The 21,998-nt window shown below is 63.5% G+C and carries 22 protein-coding genes; 2 read left to right on the top strand and 20 right to left on the bottom strand.

What is annotated here, in order from left to right; translation table 11 throughout:
• Positions 1-18: 18 nt before the first annotated feature.
• From mltG to ACL9RJ_RS25465, 9 genes are all read right to left on the bottom strand, one after another.
• The gene (gene mltG, locus ACL9RJ_RS25505; RefSeq protein WP_177057518.1) at positions 19-1,218 is read right to left on the bottom strand and encodes an endolytic transglycosylase MltG; all 1,200 of its coding nucleotides are present in this window, start codon (positions 1,216-1,218) and stop codon (positions 19-21) included.
• Position 1,219: 1 nt separating this feature from the next.
• A complete protein-coding gene (gene pabC / locus ACL9RJ_RS25500) occupies positions 1,220-2,035 on the bottom strand; it encodes an aminodeoxychorismate lyase (RefSeq protein ID WP_177057519.1) in 816 nt (271 codons plus the stop codon).
• Positions 2,035-3,279, bottom strand: coding sequence for a beta-ketoacyl-ACP synthase II (fabF, locus tag ACL9RJ_RS25495; RefSeq protein ID WP_177057520.1), 1,245 nt, complete (start codon positions 3,277-3,279; stop codon positions 2,035-2,037). The genes pabC and fabF overlap by 1 nt, the downstream gene beginning before the upstream one ends.
• Before the next feature lie 111 nt (positions 3,280-3,390).
• Positions 3,391-3,627, bottom strand: a complete 237-nt coding sequence (gene acpP, locus ACL9RJ_RS25490) for an acyl carrier protein (protein WP_007987170.1) — start codon at positions 3,625-3,627, stop codon at positions 3,391-3,393.
• 196 nt (positions 3,628-3,823) lie between these two features.
• Complete coding sequence (gene fabG, locus ACL9RJ_RS25485) at positions 3,824-4,564, bottom strand: 3-oxoacyl-ACP reductase FabG (protein ID WP_177057521.1); 741 nt, start codon at positions 4,562-4,564, stop codon at positions 3,824-3,826.
• 16 nt (positions 4,565-4,580) lie between these two features.
• Entirely contained in the window at positions 4,581-5,519 is a 939-nt protein-coding gene (gene fabD, locus ACL9RJ_RS25480; protein WP_177057522.1) for an ACP S-malonyltransferase, read from the bottom strand.
• 138 nt (positions 5,520-5,657) lie between these two features.
• On the bottom strand, positions 5,658-6,668 hold the full coding sequence (plsX, locus tag ACL9RJ_RS25475) for a phosphate acyltransferase PlsX (protein ID WP_422765792.1): 1,011 nt from the start codon (positions 6,666-6,668) through the stop codon (positions 5,658-5,660).
• A 3-nt stretch (positions 6,669-6,671) separates the two neighbouring features.
• Positions 6,672-6,854, bottom strand: a complete 183-nt coding sequence (gene rpmF, locus ACL9RJ_RS25470; protein WP_003179396.1) for a 50S ribosomal protein L32 — start codon at positions 6,852-6,854, stop codon at positions 6,672-6,674.
• 13 nt (positions 6,855-6,867) lie between these two features.
• A complete protein-coding gene (locus ACL9RJ_RS25465; RefSeq protein ID WP_083875327.1) occupies positions 6,868-7,395 on the bottom strand; it encodes a YceD family protein in 528 nt (175 codons plus the stop codon).
• A 105-nt stretch (positions 7,396-7,500) separates the two neighbouring features.
• On the opposite strand from ACL9RJ_RS25465, the gene ACL9RJ_RS25460 reads away from it, so the two are divergent.
• Positions 7,501-8,079, top strand: a complete 579-nt coding sequence (locus ACL9RJ_RS25460; protein WP_422765791.1) for a Maf family protein — start codon at positions 7,501-7,503, stop codon at positions 8,077-8,079.
• Between the two features lie 96 nt (positions 8,080-8,175).
• Here ACL9RJ_RS25460 and sppA read toward each other — a convergent pair whose 3' ends face one another.
• From sppA to rluC, 3 genes are read right to left on the bottom strand one after another with little or no spacing between them, the layout of a single operon-like run.
• The gene (gene sppA, locus ACL9RJ_RS25455) at positions 8,176-9,165 is read right to left on the bottom strand and encodes a signal peptide peptidase SppA (RefSeq protein WP_422765790.1); all 990 of its coding nucleotides are present in this window, start codon (positions 9,163-9,165) and stop codon (positions 8,176-8,178) included.
• A 20-nt stretch (positions 9,166-9,185) separates the two neighbouring features.
• The gene (locus ACL9RJ_RS25450) at positions 9,186-9,848 is read right to left on the bottom strand and encodes an HAD-IA family hydrolase (protein ID WP_017126396.1); all 663 of its coding nucleotides are present in this window, start codon (positions 9,846-9,848) and stop codon (positions 9,186-9,188) included.
• Positions 9,838-10,794, bottom strand: a complete 957-nt coding sequence (gene rluC, locus ACL9RJ_RS25445) for a 23S rRNA pseudouridine(955/2504/2580) synthase RluC (RefSeq protein WP_017126395.1) — start codon at positions 10,792-10,794, stop codon at positions 9,838-9,840. Before rluC ends, ACL9RJ_RS25450 begins: the two co-directional genes overlap by 11 nt.
• A 710-nt stretch (positions 10,795-11,504) precedes the next feature.
• Between rluC and rne the strand changes: the two genes are divergently transcribed.
• Entirely contained in the window at positions 11,505-14,849 is a 3,345-nt protein-coding gene (gene rne / locus ACL9RJ_RS25440) for a ribonuclease E (protein ID WP_177116413.1), read from the top strand.
• A 93-nt stretch (positions 14,850-14,942) separates the two neighbouring features.
• Here the strand turns inward: rne and ACL9RJ_RS25435 are convergent, their stop codons facing one another.
• The 8 genes from ACL9RJ_RS25435 to ACL9RJ_RS25400 form a co-directional block, all read right to left on the bottom strand.
• A complete protein-coding gene (locus tag ACL9RJ_RS25435) occupies positions 14,943-15,551 on the bottom strand; it encodes a nucleotidyltransferase family protein (protein ID WP_017126393.1) in 609 nt (202 codons plus the stop codon).
• A complete protein-coding gene (locus tag ACL9RJ_RS25430) occupies positions 15,544-16,530 on the bottom strand; it encodes an XdhC family protein (protein WP_017126392.1) in 987 nt (328 codons plus the stop codon). Before ACL9RJ_RS25430 ends, ACL9RJ_RS25435 begins: the two co-directional genes overlap by 8 nt.
• Positions 16,530-18,848 (bottom strand): xanthine dehydrogenase family protein molybdopterin-binding subunit, encoded by a 2,319-nt coding sequence (locus ACL9RJ_RS25425; RefSeq protein ID WP_017126391.1) that lies wholly within the window; start codon positions 18,846-18,848, stop codon positions 16,530-16,532. The genes ACL9RJ_RS25430 and ACL9RJ_RS25425 overlap by 1 nt, the downstream gene beginning before the upstream one ends.
• Complete coding sequence (locus tag ACL9RJ_RS25420) at positions 18,845-19,315, bottom strand: (2Fe-2S)-binding protein (protein ID WP_017126390.1); 471 nt, start codon at positions 19,313-19,315, stop codon at positions 18,845-18,847. The genes ACL9RJ_RS25425 and ACL9RJ_RS25420 overlap by 4 nt, the downstream gene beginning before the upstream one ends.
• 231 nt (positions 19,316-19,546) lie before the next feature.
• Complete coding sequence (gene murB / locus ACL9RJ_RS25415) at positions 19,547-20,566, bottom strand: UDP-N-acetylmuramate dehydrogenase (RefSeq protein ID WP_422765789.1); 1,020 nt, start codon at positions 20,564-20,566, stop codon at positions 19,547-19,549.
• A complete protein-coding gene (locus ACL9RJ_RS25410; RefSeq protein ID WP_017126388.1) occupies positions 20,563-21,027 on the bottom strand; it encodes a low molecular weight protein-tyrosine-phosphatase in 465 nt (154 codons plus the stop codon). The genes murB and ACL9RJ_RS25410 overlap by 4 nt, the downstream gene beginning before the upstream one ends.
• Positions 21,027-21,791 carry a 3-deoxy-manno-octulosonate cytidylyltransferase gene (gene kdsB, locus ACL9RJ_RS25405; protein WP_177085152.1) on the bottom strand — a complete coding sequence of 255 codons (765 nt, stop codon included), beginning with the start codon at positions 21,789-21,791 and terminating at the stop codon, positions 21,027-21,029. The genes ACL9RJ_RS25410 and kdsB overlap by 1 nt, the downstream gene beginning before the upstream one ends.
• Entirely contained in the window at positions 21,788-21,973 is a 186-nt protein-coding gene (locus ACL9RJ_RS25400; protein WP_010447200.1) for a Trm112 family protein, read from the bottom strand. The genes kdsB and ACL9RJ_RS25400 overlap by 4 nt, the downstream gene beginning before the upstream one ends.
• Between the last annotated feature and the right edge of the window lie 25 nt (positions 21,974-21,998).

Genomic DNA, 21,998 nt, shown 5'->3' with positions numbered 1-21,998 from the left:
GGCAGTCCTTAATCAGAGTCATTGCGCGTCCTTCGTCTCGGGTGCGACGGGGTCCGACGCGGGCGGCGCTTCAGTCGGGGCGCCGAGGGGCGCCGCGGCGGGTTCAGTGGTGTCCGGGGCCGGCTTCGGCTCGGCGCCGGGAACAACTGCCGGCACGGTGGCGGGTGCCGTAGAGGGTGCTACCGCCGGCGCCGGGCTCGAACGGTAGTCCGCTCGTCGCTTGAGCTGGAACTCGCGCACCGCGTTGTTATGAGCGTCCAGGTCGTCGGAGAAGACATGGCTGCCATCGCCCCGGGCGACAAAGTACAGGCTGTTGCCCGCCACCGGGTTCAGCGCGGCATGAATCGCTTCGCGGCCGACCATGGCGATCGGTGTCGGTGGCAAGCCGGTGTTGAGGTAGGTGTTGTAGGGGTTGGCCTCACGCAGGTGGGCGCGGGTCAATTTGCCGGTGTAGCGCTCACCCAGGCCGTAGATCACCGTCGGATCGGTCTGCAGCAGCATGCCGATCTGCATCCGCCGCACGAAGACTCCGGCGATCTGGCCGCGCTCCTGGGGTACGCCGGTTTCCTTCTCCACCAGCGACGCCATGATCAGCGCCTGGTAGGGGTCGGTGTAGGGGGCGTCGGCGGCACGCTTCTGCCATTCCTGGTCCAGTACGTTGTCCAGGCGGTCGTAGGCCTTTTCCAGCAGTTCGGCATCGCTCATGCCGCGTACGAAGCGGTAGGTGTCCGGGAAGAAACGACCTTCCGGGAACACACCCGGATGGCCCAGCTTGCTCATGACTTCGGTGTCGCTGAGGCCGTTGAGGGTCTGCTGGAGCTTGTCGTTTTTCGCCAGGGCACTGCGTACCTGCCGGAAGTTCCAGCCCTCGACCAGGGTCAGGCTGTACTGCACCACTTCGCCACGCTGCCACAGGCCCAGCAGCGCACGCACATTCATGCCCGGGGTAAGGCGATACTCGCCACTGTGCAAAGGCACGGCGGACAGGTTGAAACGCCAGTACAGACGCAGCCAGAACGCATCGCGCAGGGTGCCGTCGGCCTCCATGCGATTGAAGGTCCCGGTGGGGGTCGCGCCGGCCGGCACGTCGAGCAATTGCTCCTGCGTCAGGTCGAGGGTCTGCTCCAGCGCCGAATGAATCTTCCAGGCCGATCCGCCCAGCGCCAATCCCGCCAGCACCAGACCTGTCTGCAGCAGCACCAAGAATTTACGTCTCAATTCAAACATCCAATAACGCGCGGGCAATACCTTGCAGTTTACGGGTGAGCGGACCCACCGACCAGCTCAGATCGGCAAATGCACGAACCGGCCAGACGCCGTAGACGCTGTTACAGAGAAAGACCTCATCGGCCTGTCGGAGTTGCTCCAGGCTGATGTCCGAGATATCCACAGGGATAGCCAGAGCACGGGCCTGATCCAGCAACTCGGCACGCATGACGCCGGCCACACCGCACCGGCTCAGGTCAGCGGTGAACAGCACGCCGCCACGTACCAGGAACAGGTTGCTGAAGACCCCTTCGATCACCCGCCCGGCGCCATCGAGCATCAAGCCTTCGGCATGTTCGGCATCCTGCCACTCACTGCGGGCGAGCACCTGCTCCAGCCGGTTGAGGTGCTTGAGACCGGCCAGCAGGGGTTGTTCGGACAGGCGGGTGACACAGGGGAAAAGACGAATGCCCAGGTTTTGCAGGGCCGGTGGATAAGCCGCTGGCAGACTGCCCTGGAGGATACGCCGGGGCACCGCATCGGCGGCGGCGGCGTAACCGCGCAGGCTGTCACCCCGGGTGAGGATGAGCTTGAGCACACCCTCGCCCATGGCGGCGCTGTAGACCAGCAGCTCGCTGCGGATCAACGCCTGGTTCGTAGTGATGCCCAGGCGCTGGCAACCTTCGGCCAGGCGCTGCAGGTGCCGCTCCAGCAGCAGCGGACGCCCGGCTTTCACGGCAATGGTCTCGAACAGACCATCGCCGTAGGCCAGGCCACGGTCCTTGAGCGGCAACGAATCCGCCGGCTGACCGTCGACCCAGCTTTGCATCACTCGGCGAACCGGCGGAACACCAGCGAGCCGTTGGTACCGCCAAAACCGAAGGAGTTGGACAGCACCACGTCGATCGGCATGCGCCGCGCTTCGTGAGGCACGAAGTCGAGGTCGCAGCCTTCGTCCGGCTCGTCGAGGTTGATGGTCGGCGGCGCTACCTGGTCGTTGATCGCCAGGACGCTGAAGATCGCCTCGATCGCCCCGGCGGCACCCAGCAGGTGACCGGTCATCGATTTGGTCGAGCTGACCGCCAGTTTGTAGGCGTGCTCACCGAATACCGTCTTGATCGCCTGGGCTTCGGCAAGGTCGCCGGCCGCGGTCGAGGTGCCGTGGGCATTGACGTACTGCACCTGATCGACATTCAGCTTGGCATCACGCAGGGCGTTGGCGATGCAACGCGCCGCACCGGCGCCGTCGGCGGGTGGCGAGGTCATGTGGTAGGCATCGCCGCTGGTGCCGAAGCCGATCAGCTCGGCGTAGATGGTGGCACCACGCGCCTTGGCGTGCTCCAGCTCTTCCAGTACCAGCGCACCGGCGCCGTCGGACAACACGAAGCCGTCGCGGCCCTTGTCCCACGGACGGCTGGCACGGGTCGGCTCGTCGTTGCGGGTCGACAACGCGCGCGAAGCACCGAAGCCGCCCATGCCGAGGCCGCAGGCGGCCATCTCGGCGCCGCCGGCAATCATCACGTCGGCTTCGCCGTAGGCAATGTTGCGCGCCGCCATGCCGATGCAGTGGGTACCGGTGGTGCAGGCGGTGGCGATGGCGTAGTTCGGCCCCTGGGCACCCAGGTGGATGGACAGGAAGCCGGAAATCATATTGATGATCGAGCCAGGCACGAAGAACGGCGAAATGCGCCGTGGCCCGGAATCATGCAGGGTGCGGCTGGTTTCCTCGATATTGGTCAGACCGCCAATACCCGAGCCCATGGCCACGCCGATGCGTTCGCGGTTGGCGTCGGTAACTTCCAGGCCGGCATTGCGCACCGCCTGAAAACCGGCAGCCAGGCCGTATTGAATGAACAGGTCGAGTTTGCGGGCTTCTTTGACCGACAAATATTCTTCGACTTTGAAGCCTTTTACCGAGCCGCCAAAACGGGTGGTATAGGCAGAAAGGTCTGTGTGTTCGATCAGACCAATGCCACTGCGGCCAGCCAGAATGCCCTGCCAGGTACTCGGAACATCCGTACCCAATGGCGACAACATCCCCATACCGGTGACTACGACGCGTCTACGCGACACAGCACTCTCCTTTATCCTGTTGACGACACTTTGCCTCACACCTAAAGAAAAAACCGCACGCCATGATGGCAGTGCGGTTTTTCCATGACAGCGGGCAACGATTACAAACTATTACGCCTGATGGGCAGTAACGTAATCGATAGCAGCTTGTACGGTGGTGATTTTTTCAGCTTCTTCGTCAGGGATTTCGGTCTCGAATTCCTCTTCCAGAGCCATCACCAGCTCAACGGTGTCAAGGGAGTCGGCACCCAGGTCTTCAACGAAGGAAGCAGTGTTGACCACTTCTTCTTCCTTGACGCCCAGTTGCTCGGCAACGATTTTCTTGACGCGTTCTTCGATGGTGCTCATACCTTGTTTTCACTCCTAATGGAAAAATTCAGGCAGCTGGCCGGTGGGTAAGTGTATAGAAAGGCTTTTCAGCTTTTCAACCGAAAGCTTCAGCCTTCGTCCCCCTTTGCCCTCTGCCCATCAATAAGTTGCAGCTTTATAACGGATTTTAGACAGCTGGTATGACATTTTTTTGAAGCAATCCGTCACATTTGAATTACATGTACATCCCGCCGTTCACCGGGATTGTAGCCCCAGTCACGTAAGCCGCACCGTCCGAAGCCAGAAAAGCGACCACTTGCGCGATCTCCTGGGCCTGGCCGAGACGGCCCAGCGGAATCTGCGTCAGCAGGGCTTCACGCTGTGCCTCGGGCAATTCGCGGGTCATATCGGTGTCGATGAAACCTGGAGCAACCGAGTTTACCGTAATCGACCGCGAACCGACTTCACGCGCGAGTGCGCGACTGAAACCTTCGAGGCCGGCCTTGGCTGCCGCGTAGTTTACTTGGCCTGCGTTACCCATGGCACCCACAACCGAGCCAATATTGATAATTCGGCCCCAACGCGCCTTGGTCATGCCACGCAGAACGCCCTTGGACAGGCGGAACAGACTGTTGAGGTTGGTATCGACCACGTCGTACCACTCATCGTCTTTCATGCGCATCATCAGGTTATCGCGGGTGATACCGGCATTATTGACCAGGATCGCCGGCACACCGAACTGCTCGGTGATGCTCGCCAGGACTGCGGCCACGGACTCGTCGCTGGTGACGTTGAGTTCCAGGCCAGTACCTTGAATACCATGTTCCTTGAGGGTCGCGGCAATGCGCTCGGCACCCGAGGCGGATGTCGCGGTACCGACGACCACAGCCCCCAGGCGACCCAATTCGAGGGCGATGGCTTGGCCGATACCACGGCTGGCGCCGGTGACCAGTGCAACTTTACCTTGCAGACTCATGCAGGCTTCTCCTAATTCAGGCCTGTGCCGCGCGCGTGGCGGCGAAGGCATCCGGGGTATTCAGGTTGGAGGTGTTCACGCCATCGGCGCAACGCTTGTTCAGGCCGGCCAGGACCTTGCCCGGGCCGCACTCGACCAGTTCGGTCGCGCCCTGGGCCGCCAGGTACTGCACGGACTCGACCCAGCGCACCGGCTTGTAGAGCTGTTCCAGCAGGTCGCGCTTGAGGGTATCCAGATCGGCGGCGACGCCGGCGCTGACATTCTGCACCAGCGGGATCTGTGGTGCCTGCCAGTCGATGGCCGCAACCGATTCGGCGAAGCGTTCGGCAGCCGGACGCATCAGCTCGCAATGTGACGGTACGCTGACCGGCAACGGCAATGCGCGCTTGGCCCCCTTGGCTTTGCAGGCTTCCATGGCGCGCTCGACAGCGGCCTTGGCCCCGGCGATCACCACCTGGCCCGGCGAATTGAAGTTTACCGCACTGACCACTTCGCCCTGGGCGGAGTCGGCACAGGCTGTAACCACATCGGCATCTTCCAGGCCAAGGATCGCCGCCATGGCGCCCTGCCCGGCCGGCACGGCCTCTTGCATCAGCTGACCGCGACGCTCGACCAGACGAACGGCATCGGCCAGGCTCAGGCTGCCGGCAGCAACCAGTGCGCTGTATTCACCCAGGCTGTGGCCGGCGACATAGGCCGGACGCTTGCCGCCTTCAGCCAGCCACAGGCGCCACAGGGCCACCGAAGCGGTGAGGATCGCCGGCTGGGTCTTGTCGGTCTGATTCAGTTGCTCTTCCGGCCCCTGCTGGGTCAGTGCCCAGAGGTCATAGCCCAGGGCCTCGGAGGCCTCGGCGAAGGTTTCCAGGATCAGCGGGTACTGCGCGCCCAGCTCGGCCAGCATGCCGAGGGACTGCGAGCCCTGTCCTGGAAAGACGAATGCGAGGGAGGTAGACATGAAACGAGCCCCTAATGATCTTGTCGTCGGAGAGTTGAGGTCCCACCATGGGAACGCCAGAAATTCTTGATTGAATGCCTCAGTTGGATGGCACGTTGAACCGAGCGGTCACATTTAAGCATTTGCCAGGCAAAACGCCTAAAGCAACAGTTCCTCCAGGCGTCCGTGCAGGCGCTCGGGGAGGTTTTCCTGAATCTCGATCAGGGCGCGCTGGATGGCACTCTGCAAACCCTGCACGCCGGCGGAGCCATGGCTCTTGACCACGATACCCTGCAAGCCGAGGAAACTCGCGCCATTGTGGCGCGCCGGTGCCAGGTCGGCCTGCAGGCGCTTGAGCAACGGCAAGGCCAGTAGGCCGACCGCCCGCGACGCCAGGTTACGACGGAACAACGCCTCGATCCGCGCGGCGATCATGGTCGCCAGGCCTTCGCTGGACTTGAGCAGGATATTGCCGACAAAGCCGTCGCAGACCACCACATCGGCCTCGCCACGGTACAGCCCGTCCCCCTCGACGAAGCCTATATAGTTCAGCCCGCGAGCTTCCTGCAACAGACCGGCCGCCAGCTTGACCTGCTGGTTACCCTTGATGTCTTCGGTACCGACATTCAGCAAGGCCACCCGCGGCCGCACCACGCCCAGGGCCTCGGCGGCCACCGAGCCCATCACGGCGAACTGGAACAGGTGCTCGGCACTGCAGTCGACGTTCGCCCCGAGGTCGAGCAACTGGCAATAACCACGCCGGGTCGGGATCGCCGCCACCATCGCCGGCCGATCGATGCCCGGCAAGGTCTTGAGCACATGACGCGACAGGGCCATCAGCGCACCGGTATTGCCGGCACTGACCACCGCCTGAACCTTGTCGTCACGCAGCAACTGCAGCGCCACCCGCATCGACGAGTCCGGCTTGCCACGCAAGGCCTGGGACGGCCGCTCATCCATGGTGATGACCTCGGCCGCCGGGACAATCGTCAGGCGCGCGCGATCAACAGCCGGATAGCCAGCAATCAATTCATCAAGGAGGGAGGGTTGACCGACAAGGGTCAGGTGCAGCGAGGGTGTAGCGGACATGCAGGCAATACTGGCCTGGACAATGCTGCGGGGACCGAAGTCCCCGCCCATTGCGTCGATCGCGATGATCTGAGCGGACAAGATTTACTCGTCAGCGCCCTTGTCGATCACTTTACGGCCACGGTATACGCCTTCTGGCGATACGTGGTGACGCAGGTGAACTTCACCGGTGGTCTTTTCCACGGACAGGGTGCTAGCCTCGAGAGCATCGTGGGAACGACGCATGTCACGGGCGGAGCGGGATTTTTTGTTCTGCTGAACAGCCATAATTGATTAACTCCTAAACGTTTGGGTCACGCTTTAACTGCGCCAATACACTGAACGGGTTGGACCGCGTTACCTCGTCCTCGCTCGGCTCAGGCTCTTCGAGCCCGTCCGGCTGCTGGCATTCTTCCGGATGATGAGCAGGCACAATGGGCAAGGCGAGCAGAAGCTCTTCCTCGATCAACGCCTGCAGATCCAAAGGATCTTCGCCCAGTTCCAGCACGTCATAACCTTTCGGCAACGACTGGGTATTCGCACCCTCCTTCACCACAGCATAACTGCATTCGCTGTGAATCGGCAGGGTGACCAGCTCAAGACAACGCTGGCAAACCATCTTGACTTCGGTGTCGATAAAGCTGTGGATAACCACAGACTTACGTTCATCTCGTTCAAAAACGAATTTGGCCTGCACCGTACCGACGTTGTCGGAAAGCGGGTCGCAGAGTCTCTCCAAATCAGCCAGCAGCAGTTCACCTTGAAGGGTGGTGCCACGGTCAGCTAATTTGCGCGGGTCAACGTGAGGTGGAATCGGGTCATTCAACATAGGCGCAGCATTATAGGGATGCACCCGCCCATGTCAAAGGAAATTCAGCCCTGTCCGTCAGCTTCGCCTCTGGATAGAATCGCCGGCTACCCTCAGGAGAAGCCCATGCTGCCGTTGTTACTCGCCTCCAGCTCGGTTTACCGCCGGGAATTGCTCGACCGCCTGCGCCTGCCTTTTACCTGCAGCTCGCCCGATATCGACGAAAGCTACCAGCCCGGCGAATCCGCCGAGGCCCTGGTCAGGCGCCTGGCCGAAGAAAAGGCCCGCGCCCTGTCCGCCAGCCATCCGCGACACCTGATCATCGGCTCGGACCAGGTCGCCGTGCTCGACGGGCGCATCATCGGCAAGCCCCACACCTTCGACAAGGCCCGCGAGCAACTGCTGGCGGCCAGCGGTGCCCGCGTGACCTTCCTCACCGGCCTGGCCCTGCTCAACAGCCAGAGCGGCCACTGCCAGGTCGACTGCGTACCGTTCACCGTGCATATGCGCCAGCTCGATCCGGAGCGCATCGAACGCTACCTGCGGGCCGAGCAGCCCTATGACTGCGCGGGCAGCTTCAAGGCGGAAGGATTGGGTGTCAGCCTGTTTCAACGTACAGAGGGGCCAGATGCCACCAGCCTGGTGGGCCTGCCGTTGATCCGACTGGTGGATATGCTGTTGGCCGAAGGGGTCGAGATTCCCTGAAGCGGGACGCGGAGCGTCCTGGGAGGCATTCCCACGCAGAGCGTGGGAACGATCAAACCTGTAGGAGCCGGGCTCCTTACAGGGGCCTCGCAATCATCAACGCAGGGTCGGCCCCTGGAAGCCCATCCACATGGCCAACTGCTCGGCCACGCTGGCACCGAGCTTTTTCGAGAAGCGATCGAAAGGCGACTCCTGGACCGTGAAGTCCACCAGCTCCTTCTCGCCGATCACGTCACGGGCCACGGAACTGGCACTGCCCAGACCATCGATCAGCCCCAGGGGCAAGGCCTGCTCACCAGACCAGACCAGACCAGAGAACAGCTCGGGATGCTCTTTATCCTTGAGACGATCACCACGCCCTTTCTTGACGCTGTCGATGAACTGGTTGTGAGTGGTGTCCAGCACGCTTTGCCAGAAGCGGGTTTCATCCGCCTTTTGTGGCTGGAACGGATCGAGGAACGCCTTGTGTTCACCCGAAGAGTAGGCACGACGCTCAACCCCCAGCTTCTCCATGGTGCCAACAAAACCGTAACCCGCCGCCGTCACGCCAATGGAGCCGACCAGACTGGCCTTGTCGGCGTAGATCTGGTCAGCCGCGCTGGCAATGTAGTAAGCCCCCGAGGCACCGAGATCGGAAATCACCGCATAGAGCTTGGTATCCGGGTGAAGGCCGCGCAGCCGGCGGATCTCGTCATAGACATAACCCGACTGCACCGGACTACCGCCCGGGCTGTTGATACGCAGGATGACCGCCTTGACCTTGGGATCCTTGAAAGCCTCGCGCAGGCTGCTGACGATATTGTCGGCACTGGCCGACTCCTTGTCCGCGATCACCCCGCGCACCTCGATCAGGGCGGTGTAGTGGGCACCGCGACCGGCGCTCTTTTCCATGTCCATCAGCGGCGAGAACATCAGCAGCGCGACCAACAGGTAGGCAAAGGTCAGCAACTTGAAGAAAATCCCCCAGCGCCGCGCCCGACGCTGCTCCTGGACGCCCGCCAGCAGCGTTTTTTCCAGCAGTTTCCAGCTTTTATCGTCGCCCTCGGCGGCACTCGCCTTGGGCGGTGCGCTCCACTCATCTGCCATGCGTGCTCACCCCAATAGACTCAATGGGCCTGGCGATTCAGCCAGGCATGCAATTCAGGAAAACCATCGATCGCCAAACGCGGCTCGAACACTCGCAACTCATCCAGCGACAAGGCGCCGTAGCCGACCGCCACGCTGTCCATGCCGGCATTGCGCGCCATCTGCAGGTCAAACGCCGAATCACCGACCATCAGCGCCCGGGACGCCGGCACGCCACAATGGGCAAGAATCTCTTCGAGCATCAACGGATGCGGCTTGCTCGCGGTTTCGTCGGCGGCCCGGGTGATATCGAAGTAATCCAGCCAGCCATGGGCCTTCAGCACCCGATCCAGCCCGCGACGGGCCTTGCCGGTCGCCACGGCCAACTGGTAGCCCGCGGCGCGAAATGCCTCCATGGACTCCACCACGCCCGGAAACAACGGCGAAGGCACCGCCTCCAGGGCAATGTAACTGTCGGCATAGTGCTGGCGAAAAATGACCAGCTCTTCGTCGGAAATACTCGGGTAGAGGGTACGGATGGCTTCCGGCAAGCCCAGGCCGATAATCCCCTTGACCGCCGGATCATCGCGCTTGGGCCAGCCGGCCCGTTCGGCCGCCTCGCCCATCGCCTGGACAATCCGACCAATGGAATCGGCCAGGGTGCCGTCCCAATCGAAAATCAGCAGCTTGTAATCAGACCGCACTCAACCGCTCCACCGTCTTGGCCCACATTTCATCCACCGGCGCCTGCAACTTCAGCTCGCCGCCATCGGGCAACGGCACGGTCAGCATGTAGGCGTGCAGGAACAGGCGCTTGCCACCCAGGTCGCGAATCTCCTTGGTGAAACCCTCCTCGCCGTACTTGCTGTCACCGGCGATGCAATGGCCGGCGTGCAAGGTGTGCACGCGAATCTGGTGGGTCCGGCCAGTCACCGGCTTGGCTTCGACCATCGTGGCGAAGTCGCCGAAGCGGCGCAGGACCTTGAACACCGTCAAGGCCTCCTTGCCCTCCTCGTTGACCTCGACCATGCGCTCGCCGGAACGCAGGTTGCTCTTGAGCAACGGCGCCCGCACCTGCTTGAGGGCGGTGTCCCAGCGGCCACGGACCAGCGCCATGTAACGCTTGTCCACGCCATCGCCGCGCAATTGCTCGTGCAGATGGCGCAGCATGCTGCGTTTCTTGGCGATCATCAGCAGGCCGGACGTGTCACGGTCCAGGCGGTGCACCAGTTCCAGCTCCTTGGCGTCCGGGCGCAACTGGCGAAAGGCTTCGATCACGCCGAAATTCAGGCCGCTGCCGCCATGCACGGCAATGCCGGCCGGCTTGTTGATCACGATCAGCGCCTTGTCCTCGAACACGATCGAGGCCTCCAGGCGCTGCAACAGGCCCTGGGCCAGCGGCACAGGCTCGTCGCGCTCGGGAACGCGCACGGGAGGAACTCGAACGATATCTCCAGCCTGCAGCTTGTACTCGGGCTTGATCCGCCCCTTGTTCACTCGCACTTCGCCTTTACGCAAGATGCGGTAGATCAAGGTCTTGGGCACGCCTTTGAGCCGGGCGAGAAGAAAATTGTCGATGCGTTGGCCGGCATATTCCGGCGAGACCTCAAGCAGTTGGACGCCTGGGGTCGGGGGGGTAGTCGTCGTCATGCCGCGAATGATAACAATTTTTTATGGAATTGAAGCACTTAATCATTGCTGCTATAGTCGCGAACGCCGCCAAAAGCGGCCGGACAGAGGAACAACGGCAAACAGCCGACCCTGACCAACGCAATTCATCAGGACGCGAGGCCGTCCTACGGGGCTTTCGCTACACATGGCAGGTTCGTGATTGTAACGAGCGCAGGTGACATGAGGCCTGAAGCGAGCCGGGAAACTGAGTAACCACTCGTCATCCCGAGCCGATATTCACGGCCAGTTCACAAAGTGCAGTCAGTCGCAGGACAAGCCCGAGCGAGAGTGCCGGAAACAACGCCTGATTAGCCATGATGCGTGAACTCCCCTTTCGGCGTTCACGGTAAATGCCAACCCGCTGCGGATTCTGCGCGCGGCAGCACCCGAATTATCAGGGATACGTGTAGGGTGGAGATGCACAACCGTCGGACTGTGTAGCATTAGGCTTGTTCAAGACGCTTCATATCGTCCACACCCGCGGTTGATTCCTCCTCCTGACTCAGTTTTGCTTAAGCGGTGCTTATGCCACCACAGCAAGCAGGAAGCGTCAGTCGCGACTTCGCCTGAAGGTCGAAATCTCGCTAGACACTGGAGTGGCCAACCACTCCTGACGCACCTGACACCGACCGTGAGAAGTCGTGTGTGCCGAACGCCGTTTCCGGCAGCCCGGAAACCGACGGTACTACATGAAAAGAATGCTGATTAACGCAACTCAACCCGAAGAGTTGCGTGTTGCACTGGTAGACGGCCAGCGCCTCTACGACCTGGATATCGAATCCGGTGCACGCGAGCAGAAGAAGGCCAACATCTATAAAGGCCGGATTACTCGCATCGAACCAAGCCTCGAGGCTGCCTTTGTCGATTTCGGCTCTGAGCGCCACGGCTTCCTGCCGCTGAAAGAAATCTCCCGCGAATACTTCAAGAAGTCCCCTGAAGGCCGCGTCAATATCAAGGACGTCCTGAGCGAAGGCCAGGAAGTCATCGTCCAGGTCGAAAAAGAAGAACGTGGCAACAAGGGCGCCGCCCTGACCACCTTCATCAGCCTGGCCGGTCGTTACCTGGTCCTGATGCCGAACAACCCGCGTGCCGGCGGCATTTCCCGTCGCATCGAAGGCGAAGAACGCAACGAACTGCGTGAAGCGCTGAACGGCCTGGTGGCACCTGCCGACATGGGCCTGATCGTGCGCACTGCCGGCCTGGGCCGCAGCAGCGAAGAAATGCAGTGGGACCTCGACTACCTGCTGCAACTCTGGACCGCGATCAAGGAAGCGTCCCTGGATCGTTCCGCACCTTTCCTGATCTACCAGGAAAGCAACGTGATCATCCGCGCCATCCGCGACTACCTGCGCCAGGACATCGGCGAAGTGCTGATCGACAGCGTCGAGGCCCAGGACGAAGCCCTGACCTTCATCCGCCAGGTGATGCCGCAGTACGCCAGCAAGATCAAGCTGTACGAAGACAGCGTCCCGCTGTTCAACCGCTTCCAGATCGAAAGCCAGATCGAGACCGCCTTCCAGCGCGTTGTCGAACTGCCTTCCGGCGGCTCCATCGTGATCGATCCGACCGAAGCCCTGGTGTCCATCGACATCAACTCGGCACGCGCCACCAAAGGCAGCGACATCGAAGAAACCGCGCTGCAGACCAACCTGGAAGCCGCTGAAGAAATCGCCCGCCAGCTGCGCCTGCGCGACATCGGCGGCCTGATCGTGATCGACTTCATCGACATGACCCCGGCCAAGAACCAGCGCGCCGTGGAAGAAAAAGTCCGCGAATGCCTGGAAGCCGACCGTGCCCGCGTGCAAGTCGGTCGCATCTCGCGCTTCGGCCTGCTGGAAATGTCCCGTCAGCGCCTGCGTCCGTCCCTGGGCGAAAGCAGCGGCATCGTCTGCCCACGCTGCAACGGCACCGGCATCATCCGTGACGTCGAGTCGCTGTCCCTGGCGATCCTGCGCCTGATCGAAGAAGAAGCCCTGAAGGACCGCACCGCCGAAGTCCGCGCCCAGGTGCCGATCCCGGTTGCCGCGTTCCTGCTCAACGAAAAACGCAACTCGATCACCAAGATCGAACTGCGCACCCGTGCCCGTATCGTGATCCTGCCGAACGATCACCTCGAGACGCCGCACTTCGAAGTGCAACGTCTGCGCGACGACAGCCCGGAAGCCCACACCAACCAGTCCAGCTACGAAATCGCCGCTGCCGCTGCCGAAGTCGAGGAAGTCCAGCCGGCCGCCGCGACCCGCACCCTGGTTCGCCAGGAAGCCGCGGTCAAGACCGCCCCGGCCCGCGCCAACGCGCCGGTGCCGACCGAAGTGGTCGCCCCGGTGGCTGCCGCCCCGGCTCCGGTTGCCGAGCCAAGCCTGTTCAAGGGCCTGGTGAAGTCCCTGGTCAGCCTGTTCGCCACCAAGGAAGAGCCGGTCGCACCGGTCGTGGTCGAGAAACCGGCCGCCGAGCGCCCAGCCCGCAACGAAGAGCGCCGCAACGGTCGTCAGCAGAGCCGCAACCGTAATGGTCGCCGCGATGAAGAACGCAAGCCGCGCGAAGAGCGTGCGCCACGTGAAGAACGTGCACCGCGTGAACCACGCGAGGAACGCGCACCACGCGAAGAGCGTGTCCCACGTGAAGCCCGCGAGGAACGTGCACCACGCGAAGCCCGTGAAGAAACCCCGGCCGTAGCCCGTGAGGAACGCGCACCGCGCGCTCCACGCGAAGAACGTGCACCGCGTGCCCCACGTGAAGATCGCAAGCCACGTGGCGAGCGTGAAGAACGCGTGCGTGAACTGCGCGAACCGCTGGATGCCACTCCGGCAGTCGGCGCTGTCGCCGGTGCCGCTGCCGCGGTTGTCGCTGAAGAGCGTCCGGCCCGTGCCCCACGAGAAGAGCGCCAGCCACGTGCACCGCGTGAAGAACGCCAGCCACGCGCCGAACAGGCCGCCGCGGTCGGTGAAGAAGAGGAAGTGCTGCAGGGCGAAGAGCAACTGCAGGACGATGGCCAGGACAACGCCGAAGGTGGTGATCGTCCACGCCGTCGCTCCCGCGGCCAGCGTCGTCGCAGCAACCGTCGCGAGCGTCAGCGTGATGCCAACGGCAATGTGATCGAAGGCTCCGAAGAAGGCGGCGAAGGCAATCAGGGCGAAGCCAGCACTGACGAACTGGCTGCCGGCCTGGCCGTGACCGCTGCTGTCGCCAGCAGCGTGATCAGCGCCCCGGCTGAAGCCGAAGCGCACCAGCAGGCTGAACGCGCTACCGCCGCCGTCGAAGAAGCCCCGGCCGTCGAAGCACCGGTGGTGGAAGCGACGACTCCGGTAGAAGCGGTTGCTGCCCCGGAAGTGGAAGTGGCTCCGGTTGTCGAGGCCGCCCCGGTGGTCGAAGCGCCGGCTGAGCCCGCCGTAGCTGCCGAACTGCCAGTGTTCGTGGCACCTGAGCCAGCAGTCGAAACCCCGGTTGCTGAAACAGCGGTTGAAGAAGCACCTGTGGTCGCCGCACCGATCATTGAAGCAGCAGTCGTTGAAGCCGCGGTCGAGAAAGCTCCGGAGCCCGCCCAGGAGGTCCAGGCGACCTTCGAATGGTCCGCTGAACCAGCCGTCGTCGAAGCCGCTCCGGCGCCAGTCGCCGAACCTGTGGTTGCCGAACCGGTTGCCGCCGAGCCTGTAGTGGCTCAACCGGCTCCGGTCGAAGCGCCTGTGGTTGCCGAAGTCGCCGCGCCAGTGGTGGAAGAAGCACCGGCAGTGGTCGTGTCCAGCAATGGCCGCGCGCCGAACGACCCGCGTGAAGTGCGTCGCCGCAAGCGTGAAGAAGAAGCCCGCAAGGCTGCCGAACTGGCTGCCGCAGCCGCGGCTCCTGCCGTGGAAGCGCAGGTGACTGCCGAACCGGTTGCCGAGGTTGTCCAGGAGGCCGCTCCGGCGCCTGCTGTACACGCTGAAAGCGAACCGGCTGCGCCGACCATCGACGAGAACCTGCAATCCGTCGAAGAAGTGATCGAGCACACGCCAAAAGCCCTGGAAGAAGCCCACGAGCCTAAACCCCTCGCCTGACTCCGGCGGTAATTGAAAAGCCCCGCCTGCAGCGATGCAGGCGGGGCTTTTTTTATGCGCCGGGAACGTGATGCGCCGAGGACGTGGAAACGATCAGGTGTCCGTGTTGGAAAGGGGAAATACCAGGGCCGAGGGCAGATCGATATCCCAGGTGATCCCGGGGTCCTCGACCGCTACTGATTGAACCCTGGCCGTCGCGAACAGGGACTTGGCCCCACGATCCCCGGACAATCCCCGCAACGCAGCCCCGAAACCGCTCCCGAAGCCCACCGGATGGCCATATCGACCGGACAGCGTCGGCACCCGGATCAGGTCGCTGGCCATGCCATCCAGTACCCGCGCGAACGTCTGCGGCAGGATAAACGGCATATCGCCGAGCACCACCAGCCAACCGCCGGCACCGGAGGTGGCGGCGACTCCTGCGGCGATGCTCTCGCCCATCCCGGAGGAATCCAGCAACACCGCCCGACAGCCATGGGCGCGCGCCAGGCGAATCACTTCGGCACGATCAGACGTGGTGACCACGATCCGCTCGCCAAGACCGCCAGGCAGGCTGCCCAGCACCTGTTCCAGCACCGGCCGCACTATCCCGTCACGCCCACGACAAGGCGCCAACAACTTGTCCTGGTCCGCCCCGGCGACCTGCCGAAAACGGCTGCCCTGCCCCGCCGCCAGGATAATCGCCGCCGCCCGGTTACTCACTGACCGCAAGCTCCGGTTTTTTCTGCCGCAATTCCACGCCGTTCTTGATCGCGACGATCTCCGCCAGCAACGACAAGGCGATCTCCGAAGGCGTGTGACTGCCGATATGCAAGCCGATCGGCCCATGCAGGCGGGCGATGGATTCCTCGCTCAAGCCCAGCGCCGCGAGATTGTCCCGGCGTTTGCGGCTGTTGACCCGCGAGCCCAGGGCACCAATGTAGAAGGCCCTGGAGTTCAAGGCCGTGAGCAATGCCATGTCGTCCAGCCGCGGGTCGTGCGTCAGGGCAACGATGGCGGTGCGTTCGTCGGTCTGGATATTCAGCACGGCCTCATCCGGCATGCCCGGCACAAAGCGCCCATGGTGCTCCTCCCAGCCGTGGACGAACTCCTCCCGCGGATCGCAGATCAGTACTTCGAAATCCAGCATCCGGGCCATTTCCGCCACGTACCGCGACAACTGGCCGGCGCCGATCAACAACAGGCGCCACCGGGGGCCGTAGATGGCCCGCAGGGTCTGCTCGTCGAAAACCAGGGCGTCGTGCCTGCTCGCCTCGTGCAGGGTCACCGCGCCGCTGCTCAGGTCCAGTTCCCGGGCAACGATTTCGTGAGCCTCGCAACGCCGCAGCAGTTGCGCGACCCAGTCGGGATCGTCGATCCGCTCCTCGGTCAGGCGCAGGGTTCCACCGCACGGCAGGCCGAAACGCGCCGCCTCCTCACGGGTCAGCCCGTAGGTCACCAGTTGCACCGGCGGCCCGTCCGCGGCCAGGCGGCCATCGTGCAGCCGGGCAATCAGGTCGTCTTCAATGCAGCCACCCGAGACCGAGCCGATCACCACGCCATCGCCGCGCAGGGCCAGCATCGCCCCCGGCTGCCGGGGCGCACTGCCCCAGGTCTGGACCACGCTGTACAAGACCACCCGCTGGCCGGCGCGGCGCCATTGCAGGACGCTGCGCAGGACATTCAGATCGACGCTGTCCATCAGGCCTTCGCCTTGTTCCAGCCTTGCAGCTGGTAACGCACGGGCAGGCTGCGGATCCGCTGGCCGGTGGCGGCGAAGATCGCATTGCACAGCGCCGGCGCGATCGGCGGCACGCCCGGCTCGCCGACACCACCGAGCGGCACCTCTCCCGGCGGAGTGACCAGGTGTACCGCCACCTCTTTCGGTGCCAGGGACATGCGCGCCACTTCATACATATGGAAGTTGTCCTGCTGGACCTTGCCTTCCTTGAAGCTGATTTCCCCCAGTACCGCATTGCCCAGGCCCATCACACAGGCGCCCTCGAACTGCGAGCGGATCCGCTCGGGGTTGATCTGCGGCCCGCAATCCACGGCGATATCGGCCTTGTGCACGATCAGCGTGCCATCGTCCTTGACCTCGACCTCGATGGCCGCCGCCACATAGGTGACAAAGCTGTAGTGCACCGCCAGGCCCAGCCCGCGCCCCTTGGGCAGCTTGCGTCCCCACCCCGCCGCCTTGGCCGCGGTTTCCAGCACGCCGCGCAGGCGGGCGGTGTCGATCGGGTAACGCTCGGGGGATTCGCCGTAGTTCCACTGGTCGCTCAGGGTATGCGGATCGATCTTGCGATCCGGCCCCAGCAACTTGAGCTGATAGGCCAACGGATCCTGCCCGGCCTTGTGGGCGAGTTCGTCGACAAAACTCTGGATGGCGAAACCATGGGGAATGTTCGACACCGAACGGTACCAGCCGACGCGGGTATGCACCTTCGCCTCGGGGTTTTCCAGGCGCACATTGGGAATGTCGTAGGCCATGTTGGTGAAACCCATGCCCAGCTCGAATGCCGCTTCGTTGTTCATGTTGGGCGCGAACAACGCGGTGATGCTCGGCGCCACCGTGCGGTGCAGCCAGCCGGAAGGCGTACCGTCCTTGTTCAGGCTGGCGCGCAGATACTCCGCCGAGACGGTATGGAAATAGGAATAGTGGATGTCGTCTTCGCGGGTCCATTGCACCCGCACCGCCTGGCCCGGCATCGCCTTGGCCAGGATCGCCGCCTCGATGACGTAGTCCGGCTTGGACTTGCGGCCGAACCCGCCGCCGAGCAGGGTGACATTGACGGTGACCTTGTCGAAGCCGATGCCCAGCCGCTCGGCAATCCGCTCACGGGTGACCTGCGGCGCCTGGGTCGGTGCCCAGGCTTCGCACTGGCCATCGTTGAAACGGGCGATGGCGACCATCGGCTCCATGGGTGATTGCGACAGGTGGGGCAGGTAGTAGTCGGCCTCGAAATGACTGGCGGCACGTTTCAGCGCTTCGTCGACATTGCCGGTGTTGCGCACCACCTTGCCCGGCTTGCGTGACGAGTCCTCCAGTTCCTGGCGATAGGCGATGGAGTCGTAGCTGACGTTATCGCCATTGTCCCAGACGATATTCAACGCCTCGCGCCCCTTGATCGCCGCCCAGGTATTGCTGGCGATCACCGCCACGCCGCCCAGCGGCTGGAATTCCGAAGGCAGCGGACGCGCTTCGATCTCCAGCACCTTGAGCACACCCGGGACCTTGAGCGCGGCCGCCGAATCGAAGGACTTGAGCTTGCCGCCATACACCGGCGGCCGCGCCACGGTGGCATAGAGCATGCCGTCGAAATGAATGTCGGCACCGTACAGGGCCCGGCCATTGACGATATCCGCCCCATCGATGGCCCGCGTCGACTCCTTGCCAATGTAGCGAAATTCCGCCGGCTGCTTGAGTCTCAGGCTGTCCCGGGCCGGCACCGCCAACGCGCCGGCGGCTGCCGCCAGGGCACCGTAGCCGAGTTCGCGCCCGCTCGGGCTGTGGATAACCTTGTGCAAGCGGGCCTGGCACTCGCCCACCGGGACTTTCCACTGCTGCGCCGCCGCCTGTTCGAGCATGGTCCGCGCCGCCGCGCCGCAACGTCGCATCGGCTCGTACCAATGGCGCATGCTGCGCGAGCCATCGGTATCCTGGTTGCCGAAACGCACTTCGTCCGCCGGTGCCTGGCGGACCTTCACCAGCGCCCAGTCGGCCTCCAGTTCATCGGCCACCACCATGCTCAGGCTGGTCCGCACGCCCTGGCCCATCTCGGAACGGTTGCAGGTCACTGTCACGCTGCCATCGGCGTCGATGCTGACATAGACCTTGGGATCGTCGATCCAGCCATTGGGCATGCCATCGGCGCCGTACTTCTTCTCACCCTCGGCAAAGGCCTCGGGCAAGCCCCAGGTCGCTGCCAGCACCAGGGCACCGGTGACCCCGACCCCCTTGAGAAAGCCGCGCCGGCTGAGGTTGCTCAGGGCGAAATCGTTCAGGGACTGGCTCATGCCTTGGCCTCCTGCAGGTGCGCGGCGGCATTGTGGATTGCCGTCTTGATGCGGTTGTAGGTACCGCAGCGGCAGATATTGCCGACCATCGCTTCTTCGATCTGCTCGTCGCTGGGCTGGGGGTTGACCTTGAGCAGTGCCGTGGCGGACATGATCTGCCCGCCCTGGCAGAAGCCGCACTGCGCCACCCCGCCGTCCAGCCAGGCCTGCTGCACCGCCTGGCCGACCGGGTCGCGGTGCAAGCCGTCGATGGTGTTCACGCTCTTGCCCGCCACCGCACCGAGCGGAGTGATGCAGGAACGCGCCGGCAGGCCGTCGATGTGCACGGTGCAGGCACCGCACAGGCCCATGCCGCAGCCGAACTTGGTCCCGGTATAACCCGCCACGTCACGGATCGCCCACAGCAGCGGCATGTCCTCGGTAGCGTCCAGGGGATGGTCTTGACCATTGAGTTTCAGGGTAATCATGGGCACGCCCGCATTATTCAGGTCATGGGGGTCGAGCCATCTGCGCAGGCGTCGCACGGACGGCAGCAGATCGACTCAGGCTAATCGGCTCTTTCATGAAGTGAGTACTTCATCGGCCGTTCTTGAAAGCATTATTTACAGCGTTAACCGGCCAAGGGAAAGCCGTTTTCACAAAAAAGCCCTATGTAGTCTGACTACATAGGGCTTGGCATGGCAGCCATCAGCATAGCTTCAGTACAGGTTCGGTTCCATTTCCAGCTCGACGGCAAAGCGCTCGGCGATATCGGCCTGGATCCTGCGGGCCAGGGCGAGCAACTGCCCGCCACTGGCGCTGCCGTAATTGACCAGCACCAGCGACTGCAAGCGGTGCACACCGGCATCGCACTCACGGAAACCTTTCCAGCCGGCAGCCTCGATCAACCAGCCCGCCGCCAGCTTCACCCGCCCGTCAGCCTGTGGATAACCCACCAGCCCGGGATGCGCCTGCTTCAGTTCGGCGGCGTGGACCGCCGATACCAGCGGGTTCTTGAAGAAACTCCCGGCATTGCCGAGGACCGCCGGGTCGGGCAGTTTTTCGCTGCGGATACTGCAGATGGCCCGGCTGACATCACTGGCGTTCGGCTGGCTGATGCCCTGCTCGCTCAGGCGCTCGGCCACCGGGCCATAGCCCAGGTGCAGGTGCTCGACCCGGCTCAGGGCGAAGCGCACACGCAGGATCAACCAGCGTCCGGCGGCATGCTTGAACAGGCTGTCGCGATAACCGAACTGGCATTCTTCCAGGGAGAACTCGCGCAACTCGCCGGTCTGCCGGTCCAGGGCGGTCAGGCCGGCGAACACGTCCTTGATCTCGACCCCGTAGGCGCCGATGTTCTGCATCGGTGCCGCGCCGACGGTGCCGGGAATCAGGCTGAGGTTTTCCAGGCCGGACCAGCCCTGGGCCAGGGTCGACAGCACGAACGGATGCCAGGGTTCACCCGCCTCCGCTTCAATGACCACCCGTTCGCCGTCATCGCTCAGCAGGCGGATGCCACGGCTGCCCATGCGCAATACCAGCGCCGGGACATCCGCCGTCAACAGCAGGTTGCTGCCACCGCCGATCACCAGCAGCGGCAGTTGCTGTTGCGCCGCATAAGCCAGGGCCTCGCGTACGTCATCGTCGTTGTGGGCCTCGGCGAACCACTGCGCGCGGACATCGACACCAAAGCTGTTATACGGCTTGAGGGAGACCCCGGCTTGCAGTTGCAGGCTCATAGACGCCCCTTGAGTTCGACGACCAGGCGGTCGCTGGCCTGTTCGATCAGGTCCAGCACCTGCTCGAAACCGTGTTCTTCGTCATAGTACGGATCCGGCACTTCCTCCACCGCACCGTCATAACGACGCAGGAACAGGTCCAGCTCGGCCTTGCCCTGGGCCGGTTGCAGCAGCTTGAGGTTGCGCAGGTTGCTCTGGTCCATGGCCAGGATCAGGTCGAAGCGGTTGAAATCCGCCGCGCTGACCTGCCGCGCGCGCTGCGCCGAGAGGTCATAACCGCGCATCCGTGCCGCGCGCTGGCTGCGGCTGTCCGGCGCCTTGCCGACATGCCATTGGCCGGTCCCGGCGGAATCGACTTCGATATGCTCGGCCAGGCCGGCCTCGCGCAACTTGTGGCGCAATACACCTTCGGCCGTGGGCGAACGACAGATGTTGCCCAGGCAGACAAACAGAACCCGCATCAGGCCTCCAGCAAGCGACGAACGCGATCGAGATCCTGCTCCGTGTCGACACCGGTAGGCGGTGCCTCCAGGGCATCGGCCACATGGATCCGCACGCCGTGCCACAAGGCACGCAGCTGTTCCAGGCGCTCGGTGGTTTCCAGCCAGCACGGGCCCCAGCCGACAAAGTCATGCAGGAAGCCGGCGCGGTAGGCATAGATGCCGATATGCCGACGGAACGGCACGCCTTCGGGCATCGTCTCGCGGCTCCTGGCGAATTCATCCCGGGCCCAGGGCAAGGTGGCGCGACTGAACGTCAGGGCCAGGCCGTTGATGTCGCTGACCACCTTGACCACGTTCGGATTGAACAGGGTCTCGACGTCTTCGATCGGCTCGGCCAGCGTGGCCATGCGCGCCTCGGTGTGCGCCGCCAGGTTGGCCGCGACCTGATCGATCACCACGGGCGGGATCAGCGGCTCGTCGCCCTGGACATTCACCACAATGGCATCCGCCGCCAGCCCCAGCAGGCTGGCGACTTCGGCCAGGCGATCGGTCCCGGACTCATGATCTTCGCGGGTCAACAGCACTTCGGCGCCGAAGGCCTTGCAGGCCTCGACGATCCGCGCGTCATCCGTCGCCACCACCACCCGCTGGGCGCTGCTTTTACAGGCCTGCTCCCAGGTGTGCTGGATCATCGGCTTGCCGGCGATCAATTGCAGCGGCTTGGCCGGCAGGCGCGTGGAGGAAAAACGCGCCGGAATCACGACGATGAACGGGGTGCTCATTTGTCCAGGCGCTCATCGGTGCTCAGGGTGCGGGCCTCGCTTTCGAGCATCACCGGGATGCCGTCGCGAATCGGGAATGCCAGGCCGGCGCCCTTGCTGATCAGCTCGGTCTTGTCGGCGCTGAGCTTGAGCGGCCCCTTGCAGATCGGGCAGGCGAGGATATCGAGCAGTTTGGTGTCCATGAGGGATTCCCTGGATAAAAACGGG

Source organism: Pseudomonas sp. Mn2068, from assembly GCF_049319725.1.
In the GTDB taxonomy this organism is placed as follows: domain Bacteria; phylum Pseudomonadota; class Gammaproteobacteria; order Pseudomonadales; family Pseudomonadaceae; genus Aquipseudomonas; species Aquipseudomonas gingeri.
Note: the sequence above shows the minus strand (reverse complement) of the source record. Positions and strands in the feature narration are given on the sequence as shown.